Annotated in this window: 12 protein-coding genes and 1 pseudogene; 6 read left to right on the top strand and 7 right to left on the bottom strand. The window is 66.4% G+C overall.

Going from position 1 to position 18,382, the window contains the following annotated elements:
* Positions 1–120 precede the first annotated feature (120 nt).
* The 4 genes from NGB94_RS00140 (at position 121) to NGB94_RS00125 (ending at position 5,073) form a co-directional block, all read left to right on the top strand.
* Entirely contained in the window at positions 121–1,386 is a 1,266-nt protein-coding gene (locus NGB94_RS00140; protein WP_325788179.1) for a flavin monoamine oxidase family protein, read from the top strand.
* Complete coding sequence (locus NGB94_RS00135) at positions 1,383–2,573, top strand: MFS transporter (protein WP_325788177.1); 1,191 nt, start codon at positions 1,383–1,385, stop codon at positions 2,571–2,573. Before NGB94_RS00140 ends, NGB94_RS00135 begins: the two co-directional genes overlap by 4 nt.
* A gap of 119 nt (positions 2,574–2,692) precedes the next feature.
* Positions 2,693–3,385, top strand: coding sequence for a TetR/AcrR family transcriptional regulator (locus NGB94_RS00130; protein WP_325788176.1), 693 nt, complete (start codon positions 2,693–2,695; stop codon positions 3,383–3,385).
* A gap of 200 nt (positions 3,386–3,585) precedes the next feature.
* Positions 3,586–5,073 (top strand): alanine/glycine:cation symporter family protein, encoded by a 1,488-nt coding sequence (locus tag NGB94_RS00125; RefSeq protein ID WP_418910589.1) that lies wholly within the window; start codon positions 3,586–3,588, stop codon positions 5,071–5,073.
* Positions 5,074–5,082: 9 nt separating this feature from the next.
* Here NGB94_RS00125 and NGB94_RS00120 read toward each other — a convergent pair whose 3' ends face one another.
* Complete coding sequence (locus tag NGB94_RS00120; RefSeq protein ID WP_325788173.1) at positions 5,083–5,835, bottom strand: SDR family oxidoreductase; 753 nt, start codon at positions 5,833–5,835, stop codon at positions 5,083–5,085.
* Positions 5,836–6,027: 192 nt separating this feature from the next.
* On the opposite strand from NGB94_RS00120, the gene NGB94_RS00115 reads away from it, so the two are divergent.
* Positions 6,028–7,854, top strand: coding sequence for an L-lactate permease (locus tag NGB94_RS00115; protein WP_325788172.1), 1,827 nt, complete (start codon positions 6,028–6,030; stop codon positions 7,852–7,854).
* 19 nt (positions 7,855–7,873) lie between these two features.
* The gene (locus tag NGB94_RS00110; protein ID WP_325788171.1) at positions 7,874–9,262 is read left to right on the top strand and encodes an FAD-binding oxidoreductase; all 1,389 of its coding nucleotides are present in this window, start codon (positions 7,874–7,876) and stop codon (positions 9,260–9,262) included.
* A gap of 11 nt (positions 9,263–9,273) precedes the next feature.
* Here the strand turns inward: NGB94_RS00110 and NGB94_RS00105 are convergent, their stop codons facing one another.
* The 6 genes and pseudogenes from NGB94_RS00105 to NGB94_RS00080 form a co-directional block, all read right to left on the bottom strand.
* On the bottom strand, positions 9,274–10,503 hold the full coding sequence (locus tag NGB94_RS00105) for a hypothetical protein (RefSeq protein ID WP_325788169.1): 1,230 nt from the start codon (positions 10,501–10,503) through the stop codon (positions 9,274–9,276).
* Positions 10,504–10,750: 247 nt separating this feature from the next.
* Positions 10,751–13,252 carry an MMPL family transporter gene (locus tag NGB94_RS00100; protein WP_325788168.1) on the bottom strand — a complete coding sequence of 834 codons (2,502 nt, stop codon included), beginning with the start codon at positions 13,250–13,252 and terminating at the stop codon, positions 10,751–10,753.
* Positions 13,253–13,325: 73 nt separating this feature from the next.
* Positions 13,326–13,970 (bottom strand): TetR/AcrR family transcriptional regulator, encoded by a 645-nt coding sequence (locus NGB94_RS00095; RefSeq protein ID WP_325788167.1) that lies wholly within the window; start codon positions 13,968–13,970, stop codon positions 13,326–13,328.
* Between the two features lie 36 nt (positions 13,971–14,006).
* Positions 14,007–14,282 (bottom strand): hypothetical protein, encoded by a 276-nt coding sequence (locus NGB94_RS00090; protein ID WP_325788165.1) that lies wholly within the window; start codon positions 14,280–14,282, stop codon positions 14,007–14,009.
* Positions 14,283–14,339: 57 nt separating this feature from the next.
* Positions 14,340–17,102 carry a molybdopterin-dependent oxidoreductase gene (locus tag NGB94_RS00085; protein ID WP_325788163.1) on the bottom strand — a complete coding sequence of 921 codons (2,763 nt, stop codon included), beginning with the start codon at positions 17,100–17,102 and terminating at the stop codon, positions 14,340–14,342.
* Positions 17,099–17,940: pseudogene (locus tag NGB94_RS00080) on the bottom strand (FAD binding domain-containing protein). The gene NGB94_RS00085 and the pseudogene NGB94_RS00080 overlap by 4 nt, the downstream one beginning before the upstream one ends.
* Positions 17,941–18,382 lie beyond the last annotated feature (442 nt).

Genomic DNA, 18,382 nt, shown 5'->3' with positions numbered 1-18,382 from the left:
CCAACCTAAGAATGAGTCCAATAGTTTTGACTTTCACCCGGGAATTCCGCCGCGGAAGTGACGTCTTTCCACGACCCGCTCCGCCGGAATTCCCGGAACAGACCTTCTGCAGGGGGCCCATTGAATACGCAGCAGATACCCGTGCGCGACACCGATGTGCTGATTGTCGGCGCCGGGCTGGCAGGACTCGCCGCCGCCCACCGGCTGCGCTCCGGAGGACTGCGGGTGGACATCGCCGAAGCGTCCGACCGGATCGGGGGCCGGGCCTTCGGCTGGTTCTGGCCGGAAGCCGGACGGATGATCGAGCTGGGCGGGACATGGATCCTGCCCGGTTTCCGGGAAGTCCGTGCGCTCGTTGAGGAATTCGGGCTGGAACTCTTCGATTCCCCCGATACGGCCGCCTCACTGGTCCACTTCAGGGACGGTGTGGCCCCGATGGCCACACCTGGCGAGGACGGAGTCCGTGGACTCGAAATGGCGCTGCAGACCCTCCGGGAGCTGCCGGGAACGACTGCCGGGACCGCGGCGGACGCGTTGGGTCGGGCTGGCCTGGACCCGTGGGTCCATGACTGGATGACCGCCACGCAGCGGTACCTCGCAGGAGCGCCGCTGACGGATATCGACGCCCGCCACCTGCTGCTTGACCTTGATGAACTGGCCGACCCGGAGCACTACAAAGCCCAGCTCCACGGCACCACGGCCGCACTGGCCGCGGCGCTGTTCGGCGCCTCCGGCGCAGCACTGCACCTGGACGCTGCGGTCACCACGGTCGAGCGCACCGCAACCGGATTTATTACCACAAGCGGCGTGGGAGCATTCACCTCCATAGCGGTCATTCTCGCGGTGCCGCTGAACACCATGGCCACCATCGACTTCGATCACACGGTGCTCGGCGGGGTGTCGCCCTTCGTTCGCGACGGACACCCGGGTGCATCCAGAAAGGACTGGTTCGTTCTGGATGGGGTGGTTGAGCACTGCAGAGTGTTCGCCTCCGAGGGGCTTTTCGGCTACTTCAGGACCGAGCGGCGGTTGAAGGACGGGGGCATGCTCGCCGTCGGACTGGCTCCGGCGGCAGAGGGTAAACCAACCGTGGACGACTTCGAGGAACAGATCCGGGAGTACATTCCCTCAGCCACGGTCCGGGCCCACACATCACACGACTGGGAGGCCGATGCCTGGGCCAGGGGCACCTGGATCGCGCCGCCCGCAGGGTTTTACGACGCCTTGGCCGGCATGCCTGCGGACTCCGCCGGCCTCCACGTCGCCGGCGGCGACCTATCTGCAGATTTCCCCGGAACATTGGAAGGCGCAGTCGCGACGGGGCGGCGGGCGGCGGAAAGCGTTTTGCACACTATCCACTACCAGAAGACAGGCGTTCGCTCATGACCGCATCCCGTACCTCAAACACCAGGGGACTATCCTCCGTTGTCATTGCATGGGCCTACGCCCTGCTGCCGGCGAACCTTATTCCCACGATCATTGCCAGGCTGGTCAATGACTACTCCGTGGACCTCACGACAGCCGGATTCCTGGCCACCGGCATGACGCTCATCAACTCGGCCACGGTCCTGGCGGTCCGCCCCTGGGTTCGCCGGCACAGCAGGACGCCGGTTGCCCTGGCCGGGGTGGCAGTCCTTATGCTGGTCTCCCTTGGCGGCATCATGCTGGGACAGTCCGGCTTCTACGGTGCGCTGCTGCTCATCGCCGGACTTGGTTCCGGGCTCGTCCTGGGTGCGGCGTCAGCCTCCATCTCCGCAACGGAGAATCCAGACCGTTCCGCAAATGTGGCGATGATTTTCAACCGGCTGGTCGTCGCGGCCGCATATTTCCTGGTCCCGCTTATCGGTGGAACCATGAATTCCGTTCTGCTGATCATGTGCGTCCCCGGCATCCTGGTCCTGCTCACTGCCAGGTGGCTTCCTGCGGCAGCCGAAGCTCCCGCTGCGGAGGTTTCCGCCGGCAAGGCCGGAAAGCTGGCATGGATCCTAGCCGTGGCGTTTGGCGCCTGGTCCATCACTGATGACGGCATCATCGGCCTATCCGAGCTGATCGCCGTCCTGCGCTTCGGTGAGGCGGGCTCCCCGCTGGTCATGAACCTGCTGGCGATTGCCACCCTCGCCGGTCTCGCCGGTGCAGTGATCACTCCAATTGCAGAGAAGAAAGCCGGCCGGGTCCCCCTGCTGGCTCTTGCCCTGGCCATCAGCCTCGTTAGCAAGGTGGTTATGGTCGTCGCAGGGGATACTGCCCTGTTCTCGGTGGTCTTCGTGGCATGGGGCTTCGCCTTCGGAATGAGCCTGCCGCTCGTGTTCGGACTCGCTGCCATCCTCACCCGGGACGGTGCTGCCAGTGTTGCCGTCAACGGTGTCTACATCCTTGGCGTCGCACTTGGCCCCCTCGCCGCAACGCAGATCTTCGACATGGGCGGCGATTCAGCCCTCGCCGTCGTTATGGCCGTCCTTGGTGCGGTCACAGCTGCTGCCATTGTTGTGATTGCACTGAGGGTTGGCCGGGAAGCGGCCGCCGCCCCAGTGGCTCCGGACTCTGATCCGGAAAGGATGGTTCCCTCCACCTAGTGGTATCAGGGCCGGCCGCGCGTGGCATGCTGCCCGCGGCCGGCCATTCCGGAGGCCCCTCTGCCCGGAATTGACTCAGGTTCGCCTAGCGGCAAGACTCAGGATCCATGGGCCCCAAGATGAGCGCTGATCCCGCGCGGCAGCGACGCGGCAGGCCGGCGAAGTCGGGCGCACCGCCGCTGGACCGTGAACAGGTGATCCGTGCGGCCGTGGACATGACCTCACGGGAACAGGCGCAGCCACTGACTTTCCGGTCCCTGGGAAAGCGGCTGGGGGTCGATCCGGCAGCCCTCTATCGATACGTCTCCTCCAAGGATGAACTGCTTCTCGCGGTTGCAGACGGCATTATCGCGGAAGCAGCCGAAGGGTTCGTGGCGGCCGGTGCCTGGCGGGAAGACCTGACCGAACTGCTCTGCCGGCTCCACAGGGGCTATCTGGACCACCCCGAGGTTGCCGTCGCGGCAGCTGCACGGATCACGCGCCTTCCCGGCGAAATGCGATTCGCGGAGCTCGCACTTGGGCTGCTGATCGACGCGGGACTTCCTGACGTGGAAGCTTCGGCCAGCTACCGCGCGCTGGCGGACACCGTCCTGGCCTGGACGGCATTCCGGGCCGGTTTGGAGCTAAACGCCGCAGCGGAAGCCGATCATGAAGCGTGGGAAGTGGCCTGCCGCCAGGCTGACCCCGCCGCCTTTCCGCATCTGTCCCGAATGGCCGGGTCACTGACCGGGGTCACCTTGGATGAAGGGTTCAGGGCGACCCTGGATCTGCTGATCACCGCAGTGGAACTTAGGGCTTCGAATCCGGGTTAAGCGGCGTCCGCCTGGCCCCACAACTCATCCCCCACACTGTGAGTTGTGTTACAGGAGGGACTTAAGGCAAGCTGTGTGCACAAATCATCAGCTGGCTGACTAATTCCCTGGGGGTGGAGATGGGCCGAAGCATCAGTGTGCCTGCGCAGACGGAGCCGGAGGGCCTCCTGGGCTCGATCGACACATCCGTGAACGAATTCATGGAGCCCATCGCGACGGCGTTCAATAACATCGTCTTCTTCCCGCTAACCGTCGGGGACTTCAGTTTCCCCATCGTCGTCGCCTGGCTGATCATCGCCGGAATCGTGATTACCTGCTATTTCGGCTTCATCCAGTTCCGCGGCCTCAAAGTCTCAGTCGAGGTGGTCCGCGGCAAATTTTCCACCAAGCAGGATCCCGGCGAAGTACCGCATTTCCATGCGCTGACCTCCGCACTGTCCGGAACGGTGGGACTCGGCAACATCGCCGGCGTTGGCGCGGCCATGGCACTCGGCGGACCCGGAGCCACGTTCTGGATGATCCTCGCCGGCCTGCTGGGCATGGCCACGAAATTCGCCGAATGCACCCTGGGCGTCAAATACCGTCAGGTCCACGAGGACGGAACGGTCAGCGGCGGACCCTTCAAGTACCTGCCGGTGGCCTTTAAGCGCTTCGGTTCACTGCCTGCCAAAGTACTGACGGGTGTCTTCGCGGTGGCGATCCTGCTCTTCGGTGTGGCCGGCGGCAACATGTTCCAGGCCAACCAGACTTTCGCGCAGGTCCGCAATGCCACCGGCGGCCAGGAAGGATTCCTGGGATCCGACGGCGCGGCGCTGGTCTTCGGAATTATCTTCGCTGTCCTCGTAGCCGTCGTGATCCTGGGTGGCATCAAGTCCATCGGCGCCACCACCTCCAAGCTCGTCCCCGCCATGGCAGCGGTCTACATCCTCGCGTGCGGTGCGGTCATCGCCGCGAACTTCCAGAATGTCCCGGCCGCCTTCGGCGCCATCATCGACGGGGCCTTCCGGCCGGAGGGGTTCGCCGGCGGCATCCTCGGCGTCATGATCATCGGATTCCAGCGCGCGTCGTTCTCCAATGAGGCAGGTGTGGGCTCAGCCGCAATTGCCCACTCAGCGGTCAAGACCCGCCGTCCGGTCAGTGAAGGCTTCGTGGCCATGTTCGAACCGCTCGTGGACACGGTGCTGATCTGCACCATGACGGCCCTGGCCATCATCATGGCCGGTGCCCCGAGCCTGCAGGCAGGCATCGACCAGGTGCAGGGTGGCGGCGGTGCTCCCGACGGCGTCATTCTCACCTCCGACGCGTTCGCCACCGTGCTGCCGTGGTTCCCGGTGGTGCTGGCGGTCGCCGTCGCACTGTTCGCCTACTCCACCCTGATCACCTGGTCCTACTACGGTCTCAAGGCCTGGGAATACCTTTTCGGACGGGGCCGGAAACGGGAAATCACGTACAAGGTCATCTTCCTGACCTTCACCGTGGCAGGCTGCATTCTCTCCTTCAGCCAGGTGATCTCCTTTACCGATGCTGCGCTGTTCATCTGCGCGTTCGTGAACCTGCTCGGTGTCTACCTGCTGCTGCCGGTGATCAAGCGGGAGATGAAGAAATACCTCGCGGACCGCAGGAGCGGCAAGCTGGACATCCTGGGCATCGAAGATGAGGACATTGAGGACGCCGCTCCGGCACGGTAGGCGTTTGTCCTAGCCGCGGCCGAGGTAAGGCATCCCGGCAGCGGTGAGCACCACGGATCCGGGATTGGCCGACGGCGGCAGCTCAGCCATGAACACGACCGTCCGGGCGGCCTCTTCGGCCGGGAACGTGGGCTCCGCCTTGCGGCTGCCGTCGGGCTGAAGCGCTCCGCCGCCGGTGATCCCGGCAAGCAGCTCAGTGGCGGCATTGCCGATGTCTATCTGGGCGCAGCTGATTCCCCACGCTCGGCCGTCCAGGTCGATGGACTTGGTGAGCCCGGTGACGGCGTGTTTAGTGGCCGTGTACGCCGCAGCCAGCGGGCGGGGAGCGATCGCTGAGAGGGAACCGTTGTTGATGATCCGGCCGCCCGGCGGGTCCTGCTCCTTCATCTGCCGGAATGCAGCCGCAGCGCACAGCATGGTGCCGGTCAGGTTCACCGCTATGGTCTCGTTCCAGCCGGCGAGGCTGATCTGGTCCACCGCGCCCGAAGGGCCGAAGCTGCCGGCATTGTTGAACAGCACATCCACACGGCCGAACCTGTCCGCTGCTTCGCGGAAGAGGTGCTCGACGTCGTCGGGCCGGGTGACGTCCGTCCGGACCACCAGGGCGCGGGCATCGCCGCCGGCCGTTTCCTGCAGTGCGTCTTCGCGGCGTCCGGCGAGTACAACCTGCCAGCCCCTGGCCAGGAACTCCCGGGCGGTGGCCCGGCCAATCCCTGACCCGGCTCCCGTGATGACGGCCGTGCGCGGCGCTTCAAAACTCATGACCATATCCTGCCGTACTCCCCGAGATGGCAGAAAGTGCACGTCTCAGCGCTGAAACGCGCACTTTCTGCTATTTCGGTGGAAAGCGGCGGCCGGAGCGTTGACCGGCCGCAGGCGCGGGCCTAGTGTCGTCCCAACTTGTGAACGGGCAGGACCGGATTCACCCGGCCCGGCAAAAACAAAGGGGTTTTTGTGCATATTCCGGCAGCGCAGTACGAACAGGTCCTTGATCCAATTGGCGACTCGCTGGTGCTCTCCGCCATCCTCGCCGCTCTTCCGCTGCTGCTGCTGTTCGTGATGCTCGGTGTGTTCCGGCTCAAGGCCTACCAGGCGGGCATTATCTCGCTGGTCCTGTCCATCCTCCTGGCGCTTTTTGGCTGGGGCATGCCGCTGGACCAGACCCTCTCCGCCACCGCGCTGGGCGCGTTCTATGCCATCTTCCCGATCCTCTGGATCCTCATCAATGCACTGTGGATTTACAACCTGACGGTCGCCACGCCGTGGTTCGACGTGCTGGGACGCACCATTCGCTCCATCTCCGACGACCTGCGGATCCTGTCCATCCTGATCGCGTTCTGCTTCGGTGCACTGCTTGAATCGCTGGCCGGGTTCGGCGCTCCGGTGGCTATTGCAGCGGCCATGCTGATGGCTGCCGGGATGAAACCGCTGAAGTCTGCGATCGTGGCGCTGCTGGCCAACACGGCCCCGGTGGCATTCGGCGCCATGGCCGCTCCGATCATCGCCCTGAACGGCGTCACCGGCATCCCGCTGCACGAACTGTCCTCCATGACCGGCCGGCAGACCCCGTTCATCGCCCTGGTGGTTCCGCTGATCCTGGTCTTCCTGGTTGACGGCCGGCGCGGCGTGCGCCAGACCTGGCCCGTTGCGCTGGTAGCCGGCATCGTGTTCGGCCTGGCCCAGTTCGTGGCCTCGAACTTCTTTGTGGTGGAGCTGACCGACGTGGTGGCGGCGGTTGCCACCGTGATCGCGGTGCTGGCCATGCTGCGGGTTTGGCAGCCGAAGGAACTTATCGGCATGTCCGGAGAATCAATGACCGACGACGCCGCTGCGGCACGCGGGGCAGCAGCCGAAGAACGGGCGGGGGAGCGCGCGGAAGGAACAGATACCCTGACCCGCACCGGCGGAGACGGCAGTACAGAGCCCGCTAACGGGAGCGCTTCGGGCGGTGCCGCCGGGAGCGAAGGGGGCACCGGGCCCGGCGGAGAAGATGGGCCCGCCGCAGCAGAAGACCGGGACCGGGACAACACCCGCCCGCCGGCACGCAGCGTCTGGCTTTCAGTAGCTCCCTACCTGATAATCATTGTGGTCTTCTCACTCGCGCAGATCCCGCCCATCAAGGCATGGCTGACCCAGGTGGGCGGCGTAACGTTCCACTGGCCCGGCCTGGACGTGGTGAATTCCTCCGGCGATCCCGTCGGCGCCCAGAACCTGCGCTTCGACCACCTGAAGGCCACCGGCACGCTGCTGCTGATCTCCGGAATTCTGACGATGCTCCTGTACCGCATTGCACCGGCCAAGGGTGTACGGATCTACGGTGAGACCCTAAAGACCCTGCGCTGGACCATCGTCACCGTGTGTTCAGTGCTCGCCCTGTCCTTCGTGATGAACCTGTCCGGGCAGACCACCACCCTGGGCGTTGCGCTGGCCTCGGCCGGCGGGTTCTTCGCCCTTCTGTCCCCGCTGCTGGGCTGGATCGGCGTGGCACTGACCGGCTCGGACACGTCGTCGAACTCCCTCTTCGGCCAGCTGCAGGTTGCCGCCGCTGAGGAAACCGGGCTCTCTCCCACCCTGATGGCGGCGGCCAACTCCTCCGCCGGCGTACTGGGCAAGATGCTCTCGCTGCAGAACCTGGCGATCGCTGCAGCCGCCGTGGGCCTCAACGGGGTGGAAGGCACACTGCTGCGCAAACTGATTGGCTGGTCCCTTGGCCTGCTTGTCCTGATGACCCTGCTGATCTGGCTGCAGTCCACGCCGGTCCTCGGCTGGATGGTCCCGTAAGCCAACGCAAGGAGAATCTGTGAGCACTGAGCCCCTGGATGCACCCGGAACCACTTTCGCGGAAGGGCATGCCGCAGTGCTCGGCGCGGCTGCCCGGTCCTCCGTAGAACACGAGGACCGCCTGAGAGCCAGCACCGACCGGTCCGGGTTTGTGGCTGACAGCCTGCCGGAGGGAGTGGTTTTCGCGCAGAATGCCGGAGAAGTGGCTGAAGTCCTGCGCCGGGCCACCGCCCACCGGGTGCCGGTGGTTCCGCGCGGAGCAGGAACCGGGCTGGCGGGAGCCTCATCCTCCCGCCGGGGCGAGGTGGTGCTGGACGTATCCGGCATGGACCGGATCCTGCGGATTGACCCGGAGGAACAGCTGGCCGTGGTCCAGCCCGGCGTGCTGAACGCTGAACTGAACGCGGCAGCAGCAGAATACGGACTCTTCTACGCCCCGGACCCGGCCAGTACCGCCATCTGCTCGATCGGCGGGAACATCGCCACGAACGCCGGCGGCATGCGGTGCGCCAAGTACGGCGTCACCCGCGAAGCCGTGCTGGCGCTGCGCGTGATCCTCGCGGACGGGCGGGAACTGCGCACCGGACGGGAGACCATCAAAGGGGTCAGCGGCTATGACCTCAACGCCCTGATGATCGGCTCCGAAGGCACCCTGGGGATCGTCGTCGAGGCCACGCTGCGGCTGCGCCCGCTCCCCGTGCAGACCGCCACGGTGGCCGCGTTCTTCCCGAACGTTGAGCAGGCCGCGCGGGCGGCGTCGGCCGTTGTAGCGGCCCGGATCCAGCCGTCCATGATGGAACTGATGGACGGCCAGACCCTCGAAGCCGTCGACGCAGCCCTGGGCACGGACTACCGCTCCCGCGGTGCGTCCTTCCTGCTCGTACAGACCGACGGGCACGGTGCTTTCCTGGAGCAGGACGTGGTGATGGACGCCGTGTCACCGTTCGGGATCTGTGAACGCGCGGTCGACGACGAGCAGGCGGCGGCGCTCGTGACCGCCCGCCGTGAAGCCATCCCGTCGCTCGAGAAGCTCGGCAGGGTTTCGATCGGGGACATTGGCGTGCCACGCGGAAAACTGGCCGACGTCGTCGCCGGGCTGGAAGACATCGCCGAACGCACCGGCGTGCGGATCTTCACCATCGCCCACGCCTCCGACGGAAACCTGCACCCCATGATCGTCATGGACCCTGAGGATTCGGTGACGGAGGGACCGCCGAAGGTCGCGCTGGGGGAGATGTTCCACCTGGCCAAGTCCCTGGGCGGCACGCTGACCGGAGAGCACGGCATTGGCCTGCTCAAGCGGGACTGGCTGCAGGAGGAGCTCGGAGACGTCTCGCTCGAAGTCATGCACACCATCCGGCAGGCACTGGACCCGCTGGGCATCCTCAACCCGGGCAAGGCCATCTAGGAGCCGGCTCCCTACTCAAAGAGCAGTGAGACGCGCAGGTTCTCGATGGGGTCGGGGCCGAGGGGGCGAACCCACAGGGTGAGCTTCTGGTTCTGCGCCACCGGCAGCAATCCAGTGCGCCCACAGTAGGAGATGGTTGTGCAGGACATGACGGGTTGGTGCAGGCCGTCACGGATGAGGTACACGTCGATGCTGCTGTTCCGCTCCGTCATCTCGACTCTCATCCCGGTGATGGTCCCTGCGCGCGGCATTCGAATTTCGTTAGCTTCCCGTGAGCTGGAGGGAGCCACGGACCCGGTGATCGGGAAGTAGCCCGCACCGTTGGGGAGAGTTGCGGGATCTATGGGTCCGGGCAGGAAGCTGACAAAGACCGTCTCGCCCCCGGCTGGGCCCTGAGGACCCTGGGGCCCCTGCGGGCCGGTCGGTCCGGCAGCGCCCTCGGGTCCCTGTGGTCCGGCTGGCCCGATGGGCCCGGTATCGCCGGTGTCGCCCTTAACTCCCTGTGGTCCTTCGGCGCCTGCAGGGCCTGCAGGACCCTGAACGCCCGGCACTCCCTGGGCCCCCATCGGTCCTTGGGGTCCCACCAGGTTCTGTGTGCCGAGCGGCCACGCCCCGCCGGTCTTGGGCCCGTAGACCACGAAACTGGCGGTGTCGAGGTAAAAATCACCGTCGATACCCAGAGCCGAGGCGGGCAGTCCGGAACCGCTGCGGATGCTGTTTCCATCCCGTCCTGGAAGCCCTGCTGCCCCGGCGGCACCCTTGGCGCCGGCGGGCCCGGACGGGCCTGCCTCGCCCGCGGCCCCTGCCTCGCCCGCGGCCCCTGCCTCACCCGCCGCCCCTGCCTCACCCGCGGCCCCTGCCGGGCCGGAAGGGCCGGTGAGCCCGTTCTGTCCGGGGGCGCCGTCGTCACCTTTTTCTCCCGGTTCCCCTTTTTCTCCCTTTTCGCCTTTTTCTCCGCTTTCCCCTCTTTCCGGGCCCGCTGACTTGGCAGTGGCGTTCACCTGCGGGGCATCGTCCGCCGGTCCGGCGGCCAGCCAGGAGACGGGCACTTCGTCCGGTCCGCAGGACAGCTCGCCGGCATCCGTGGCAATCCCCGTGAACTGCAGCGAAGACCCGTCAAGGCAGGCATGGAAGGTGCCGGCGTCGTCGGGCGATGAGGCGGGGGTGCAGCCGCCGAGCAGCAAAGCGGCGGCCGTCGCTGCGGCAAGGGCCGGCACGCGCGTGTAGAGGGGGCGGTTCACGGTACGTATCTCCTGGATAAGCGGCGGGGGACCGGCTGGAGGTGGAATCCGGCACCGCGCTGATCTCCCCCGGGATGCGGCCGCGCCTTAAATACTTGGACCGGAGCCATTGATGGACTCAATCCAATTAACATGCTGGGGGTTCTTGGACTGAGTCCATAATTTGTTGCGGGAATATGACGCACGCCAAATAAAAACAGCAGCTGTCCCGGCAGGGCCGGGACAGCTGCTGTGTGGAGTTGACCGGTTAACCGCTGTGGTTCGCGGGTTCCGGTTCGCGGTGGTCAACATGCGGGTGGCGCCGTTCAAGCGAGGAGCCTTCGACGTCGACATCCGGAAGGATCTTGTCCAGCCACTTTGGCAGCCACCAGGCCTTGTCTCCGGCCAGGTGCATAAGCGCCGGGATCAGGAGCATGCGGACCACGAAGGCATCCAGCAGCACGCCGAAGGCCAATGCGAAGCCGATCGGGCGGATCATGGCGCTGTGGGAGAAGACGAAGCCGCCGAACACCGAGACCATGATGATCGCGGCAGCGGTCACCACGGCACGGCCGGCACGGACGCCCTGCACCACAGCCACCCGGGACGGAGCGCCGTGGGCGTACGCCTCACGCATGCCGGAGCCGATGAACAGCATGTAGTCCATGGCCAGGCCGAACAGGATGCCCACCAGGATGGTTGGCAGGAAGTTCAGGATCGGGCCGGGGGACTCCACGTTGAAGACCCCTGAAAGCCAGCCCCACTGGTAGATCGCCACAACGCCGCCGAGGGCACCGAAGTAGGAGAGCACAAAGCCAAGCGTTGCAATGACCGGAACGTAGATGGACCGGAACACCAGGATCAGGATCAGCAGGGACAGGCCCACCACCACGCCGAGGTAGATCGGCAGGGCGTCGGACAGCTTGTCGGAGATGTCGATGTTGCCGGAAGTGGTTCCAGCCACACCGATCTCATATTCGCCGTTGAGCGGAGACATGTCCCGGAGCGTGTGCACCAGGTTCTCGGTGGATTCACTCGTGGGACCCTGCTCGGGAACCACCTGGAAGGCAACCGTGCTGCCGTCCTCGGAGGAGCCGATGGGCGCGACGGCGGAGACGCCGTCCTGCTCGAAGAGGATGCCGGCAATCTCGGCCTGCGCTGCGGTCGCCTCGGCGTCTGTCGACTCGGACTCCAGCTCCGCGACCACCAGCAGGGTGCCGTTCTGGCCCTCGCCGAACTTCTCCGAGAGAGTGGAGTAGGCACGGTACTGCGTGGAGTCATGGGCCTCGGAAGACCCGTCCGGCAGGCCGGTGCGCAGGTCCAGCGCCGGAATGGCGATGACCAGCAGTGCCGCAATTGAAACCAGGGCGGTGAATACGGCACTCATGGTGGACATGGGCTTGGCTGCAGCGGGAGCGGGGGACGGTTCAGCTGCTTCCGCAGCCTGCGTCACCGCAGCGCGTTCCTTCTTGCTCAGGATGCGCATGCCGGTCAGCTTCAGCAGGGCCGGCGTCAGGGTCACGGCGATCATCACGGCAATCGCGATGCAGGCAGCGCCCACGGTACCCATCAGGCCCAGGAACGGGATGCCGGTGATGTTCAGCGCCAGCAGTGCAATCAGCACTGTGGACCCGGCGAAGACGACGGCGTTGCCGGAGGTGCCGTTGGCCAGGCCAATCGACTCTTCCAGTTCGTAGCCGGCCTTCAGCTGGCGGCGGTGCCGGTTGACGATGAACAGCGCATAGTCGATGCCCACGGCCAGGCCCAGCATCAGGCCCAGCACCGGGGTTACGGAAACCATTTCGACGACGCCGGAGAACGCCAGCGCGCCGAGGGCGCCAATGCCGACGCCGATCAGCGCGGTGATCAGCGGGAGTCCGGCACCGACCAGCGTGCCGAGCATGACCACCAGGACCGCGGCCGCGACGATCAGGCCGATGACCTCGCCGATGCCGAAGATGCTGGGGATGCCCTGGGCGATGTCGGTGGAGAAGTCAGTGGTGACGCCCTCCACGGGGGAGTCATTGAAGACCGCCACGAGGGCGTCCTTCGTTTCCTGGGTGACTTCCATCTGGGTGTCTTCGAAGACCACCGTGACGATGGCGGCACTGCCGTCTTCGGAAACCATTCGGATTTCCTGGGCCATGTTCAGCAGGGCAGCACCCTGCTCAAGCTGCGGTGCCTGCTCTTCGGCGGCTGCGGCCCGGGCCTCGAGCTCTGCCCGGCCTGCATCAAGCTGGGCCTGCTGTGCGTCGAGCTGCGGCTGGGCCATCGCCAGCGCGCCGGCGGCTTCGGCCTGGGCGCGGGCCTGGTCGAGCTGTTGCTGCCCGGCGTCGAGCTCGGCACGAGCAGCTTCCAGCTGGGCCCGGCCGGCGTCGAGCTGTGCCTGGCCTTCCTCCAGCTGGGCGCGCTGCGCGTCCCGCTCGGCTTCGGTGGCGAAGGGGTCGACGGCGTTTTCAACACCGTCCACCTCGGACGCATCGGTCACGAGGGCAGCGATGGCGTCCTTCTGCTCCTGGGTGAAAGGCGAGCCGTCCTCGGTTTGGAAGACCACCGAACCGGTGCCGCCGGACGCTTCGGGCAGTTCCTGCTGCAGCCGGTCGGTGACCTGGGTGGTGGGAGTGTTCGGGATGGAGATGGCGGTGGAGAGGGTACCGCCGAAGAGTGCGAACGCTATGCCGGCAATTGCCAGCACCGCGACCCACACTCCCAGCACGGTGCGGGCACGCCGCGCGGCGCCCTGCCCCAGGCGGTAGAGGAATTCAGCCATTGGTGGTCCTTATCAAAATCATGGGTTCTGCTGCGGACGGGGGCGGCGGGGTGAAGCGCCGCGAGCGAAATCTTTAGGGCCGGCTCGGGGGCGTGCCTGCCCCGGTGCCGGTACGGAGAGCGGTGACGAGCCGCTGAATCAGCTCGATCCATGCGGTGCGGGATTCAGGGGTGTCAACGGCGCCGGTTTGGGCGCACCAGCGTTCGTAGAGCACGCTGATGCCGCCTGCAAAGGTGCCCACCAGGAGCTGGATGTCTTCCGGATCGGATTCCGGGTGCCGCGCGGCGAGGGCGGCCATTACTTGGTCTCCGGCCATGGTGACGGACCGGAAAGCCATAATCGCCTGCTGGGGTGAGGAGCGGGCATCTGCGCGGCCCAGAACCTGGGTGAGGTAGGAAACGGCTTCGATGAACCGGGGCGAACTCACCAGGTCCACCAGGTCATCCAGGGGCGAATAGCCCTCCGGTGCCGTGCCGTCGGGCAGAGTCAGCGATGAAGCGACGACGTCGGTGCCCACTTCGGTGACAACGTCGTCCAGGGATGCGAAATGGTTAAACACCGTGCGGCGGGAAACATCCGCCCGCCGGGCGAGTTCGTCGACCGAAAAGTCGGTTCCGCGGCGTTCAGCCAGCAGGGCCGCACAGGCATCGACTATTGCCTGCCGGTGCCGGCTCTTAATGGCAGCCCGGCGGTCGGGGGTGGTACTGGCTGGAAGCACACTCCTACACTAAGTGCATCGTTGCACCGGGTGCAACTAGTCCCGCTCGGGTGCCTCCGGAGTGCGGCTGGCAGCTGCCGTGCGCCGGGACCCGAGGAAGTGCACCATCGCTCCCGCACCGATCAGGGTGAGTGCCGCCCCTCCGTAGACGGTGGCCAGCGAATACACCCCGTCCGGGGCGCCTGAAAACAGCCTGCTCAGAAGACCTGGGATTTGCGGTCCGGCGAACAGCAGGACCGTCAGCAGCGGCCCCCCGGTCATCCAGCCGCGGCGGCCGGGCTGCGTATTCTTGCCGCTGCTCTGCTCACTCATGCCTAAAGTCTTCCAGATTTCCGGCACGGGTGTTGGCGCAGTGCCGGGGGTACCTCACTAAAGCGGCAGGGGCCGGGATCCAATGCCGGCTTCCCGCAGCGCCAGGTACACCCGGTCCCGGGCGAACGGCGGCCGGGTAAACCTCAGGCCCGTGGCATCCCGCAGCGCGCTGGCCAGTGCCGGGACCACGGGATTGAACGGACTTTCGCTCATGGATTTGGCACCAAGCGGACCCAGCGAGTCGCTGGTGGAGGCGAAAAGGACTTCAGTTCGCGGCACGTCTGCGAAGGCGGGAACGTGGTACTGGCGCAGGACCCGGGTCTGGACTTCTCCGGTGCCGTCCACCAGCACTTCCTCGAACAACGCCGCACCGATCGCCTGTGCCACGCCACCCTCGATCTGCCCGCGGCACTGCAGCGGGTTCACCACCACCCCGGCGTCGGCAGCCTGCACGCTCTGCAGGATCCGGATCTCCCCGCTGGACGGGTCCACTCCTATGCGGAACCCCTGCACGTTGAAGGCCACGGAGCGCGGAGTCCCTCCCCAGCGTCCTTCAGCCGCCAGCTCCACTCCGGCCTCGGCTGCCCGCAGGTACACCTTCGCCAGGGAGACCCGCTCGCTGCCGCACGCCACGGCGCCGGCCTCCAGCCGGACCTGGGCAGAGGTGTTCCGGAACAGCGACGCCGCGAAGCCCTGGAGCCGGACGGAGAGTTCAGCGGCGGCCGCCAGGGTGGCCTTGCCAGCCACAACTGTGCCGGTTGAGCCGTAGGCGCCCGTGTCGTGGTCCACCAGGTCCGTGTCCGACTGGCGGAGAACGATGTTCTGCGGGAGCGTGGCGAGGGCGCTGCAGGCGAGCTGGGTGTGGACCGTGGTGGTGCCGTTGCCGAACTCGGCGGTGCCGACGTCGAGCCCGTACCGTCCGTCCGGGCGCAGCGCGATCCGGGTGTGGGCAACATGTCCGCGCGGCGGCACAGTGTCGATCATGGCGACGGCGGTGCCCTCGCCCACCAGCCAGCCGGCACCCAGGTTCGCGCCGGAGCGCTGCGGGTCCCGGGTGCCGTCCTCCAGCGCACCGTGCACCAGGTCCACGCATTCATCCAGCCCGTAGCTGCCGTAAAGCACGTCTCCGGCCGCTTCCGGAGAGGTCGACAGCATGGGATCACCTTCAACCACCAGGTTCCGGCGCTTGAACTCCAGCGGGTCCAGGTCCAGGTCGCGGGCGAGTTCATCCAGTGCCGACTCGATGGCGAAGACCATTTGGCTTAGCCCGTAGCCCCGGAAGGCACCGGACGGGACGGTATTGGTGTAGACGGCGCGGGCGTCTACTTTTTTGTTGGCGCAGCGGTACACCGCCACGGATTCACCGCAGCCGTGGAACATCACGCCTGGGCCGTGGTTGCCGTATGCCCCGGTGTTGGTGGTGACGTCCACGGCCAGGGCGGTCAGGACGCCGTCGGCGTCGGCTCCTGCCCTGACCCGGACCCGGAAGGGATGCCGGGTAGTGGCGGCGGTGAACTGCTCCTCGCGGCTCAGCTCGATCTGCACGGGCCTGCCCAGCCGGAGGGCCGCCAGAACCGCGATGTCCTCAACCAGGACTTCCTGCTTGCCGCCGAACCCGCCGCCTACCCGGCCGGAAACCACCCGGACTTTCTCCAGCGGAAGGTCGAAGACCCGGCAGAGGGTGCGCCGGACCAGGAAAGGGACCTGTGTGGAGGTCCGGACAACCAGCCGTCCCTGCCCGTCAAAGGAGGCGACGGCGGCATGGGTCTCCAGGGCCACGTGCTGCAGGCGCTGGCTGTAGTAGGTCTCCTCATGGACTGCTGCGGCTGCAGTGAACCCTGCCTCCAGGTCGCCCAGTTCCGAATGCAGCTCGGCCACTATGTTGCTGGGTGCCGGAGCGCCGGCACCCGTCCCGGCTGCGGCCGCCGCGTGCAGCAGGGGCGCTCCGGGGGCCATCGCTTCGTCCGGTTCAAACACTGCCGGCAGGAGTTCGTATTCGATCTGCAGGGCCCGGACCCCGGCTTCGGCCGCTGCCACCGAAGCTGCTGCCACCACGGCCACGCGCTGGCCCTTGAACCGAACCACGTCATCCAGCACCCGGGTGTCTGCCGGATCATCGGTGTGGAGTTCATGCTGGGCCGAGGAGAACCGGACCGAGGGGGCATCCCGGTGGGTAAAGACCGCCTCCACCCCCGGCACGGACAGTGCGGCCCCGACATCGATAGAAATGATCCGGGCGTGGGCGTGCGGCGAACGTGCCAGTGCCAGATGCAGCAGGTCCGGATGGGTGCCGGGGGGCAGGTCCAGGGTGTAGCGGGCGGTGCCGGTGACGATTGCGGGCCCGGCGGGTGCGGCCACACTGTCTCCCACCCCGCTGCCTTCCCGGTCAACAGTCTGCGTGCCGGCTATGGCGTCTTCCACGGCCCGGTATCCGGTGCAGCGGCAGAGGTTGCCCTTCAGCGCGCGGGGAAGATCCGCGCGTTCCCCGGGACCGAACGCGGCAGCGGTCATGATCATCCCGGCGGTACAGAAACCGCACTGGAATCCCTGGGCGTCCAGGAACTGCTGCTGCATCGGATGGAGGCCGCCGCCGTCGGCCAGTCCCTCAATGGTTGTCACCGTCCGTCCTTCCGCCCGGCGGGCAGGAAAAATGCAGCTGTGGACAGGTGTTCCGTCAACGTGCACGGTGCAGGCTCCGCAGTCGCCTGCGTCGCAGCCCTTCTTGACACCGGTGTTGCCCAGTTCCCGCAGGAACGTGCGCAGGCACTGGCCGGCGGCGGGTTCGGCGTGGATCTGCTGCCCGTTGACGGTGTAGCTCATGTGATTCGCTCCTCCGGTTCTCCGGCAAGTTCGGACCGGATCTCCTCGCTGAACTGTTCGGTCATGAACCGGCGCCATTCAGGCAGGCCGTGTACGTCGTCGTGATAAAGCGCGAAGGGAACCGCAGCGTCCAGTGCCCGGCGCAGCTCGGGGGCGGCAGGCACCTGGCCAAAGCGCAGCTGCACCGGGCGGACGGTGGCGGCCGTGACCGTGAGGACGAACGCACCGTCCGGATCCACCCTGCCGATGAGCAGCACGGCGGAACGTCCCAGATTGGTCAGGGACTGACGGCGAAGGGCGGTGCGCGAGGACAGGGCATGCACGGGCAGGGTAATGCTGCGCAGCAGTTCGCCGGGGGTGAGTGCGGTCTGCCCGTCTCCGGTGACCAGTTCGGTCACCGGCAGCGTCCGCCGGGTTCCGGCGGGGGAGAGGAGGAGTGCCTCACCGTCCAGTGCTGCAGTAAGGGCGGTCATGGGTCCGGCAGGCAGGGCGGTGCACAGGTTCCCTCCCACGGTGGAGACGTTCCAGACTTTATGCGAGGCCACGAACGCGTTGCAGCTCGGATGGACCAGGCTCAGTGCCGGCCAGCCGGCGGCGGCCGGGGGGGGTCTGCCGCAAAACCGTGAAGCTCCGCAATGGTGCAGGTGGCGGCGATCTCCAGGCCGTTTTCGGTAACCGTCAGTGGTTCCCATCCGGCACCGCTGAGGTCCAGCAGCCGGCGCAGGGTCGAACTGCCGTTGGAGAACAGCACCGTGCCGCCGGCCAGCCATGCATCTCCCGGGCGGTAGTCGGCAGGGTCCGCAGTGGTGATCAGTTCTTCCACTGTGTTCAGGTCCAAGTCCAGCTCACTCCCTTGCTCCCGGCCGTGCTGGACGGGCTGACAGGTCCGGACCCCCCCGCCGGACTGCGGGCCGGCAGGAGCCGCTGACCACGGTCTGGTGAAGATCCGCAAATTCAGCCGTACAGACCGGTTTTCCACCACTATGGTCCGGGAAAAGTGCCGCCTTCAAATTACTGCCGGGTACGAGACGAAGCGGAAGAAATCCTTCGAAGAATTCTCCCCTTTTCAGCACACCCCGGGCCGTAATGTGGATGGAGCCTACCACGCAGTGCGCCGGGGCGGCGGGACTTTCCCTTGACACTGCGCTCGCGGGAACTAAAGAATGGGCGGACCGTAAATGCAGTAAAGCAACGACTTCCGGCGGCAAACACCAAATCAAAACCGGCATGCGTTTACCGGCGGTCAAGGGTGTCCGGCGCTGCCGGAGAACGGCCTACTG

The organism is Arthrobacter koreensis, from assembly GCF_035792275.1.
GTDB classification, from domain to species: Bacteria; Actinomycetota; Actinomycetes; order Actinomycetales; family Micrococcaceae; genus Arthrobacter_B; species Arthrobacter_B koreensis_A.
This window is presented reverse-complemented; position numbering and strand designations above follow the sequence as displayed.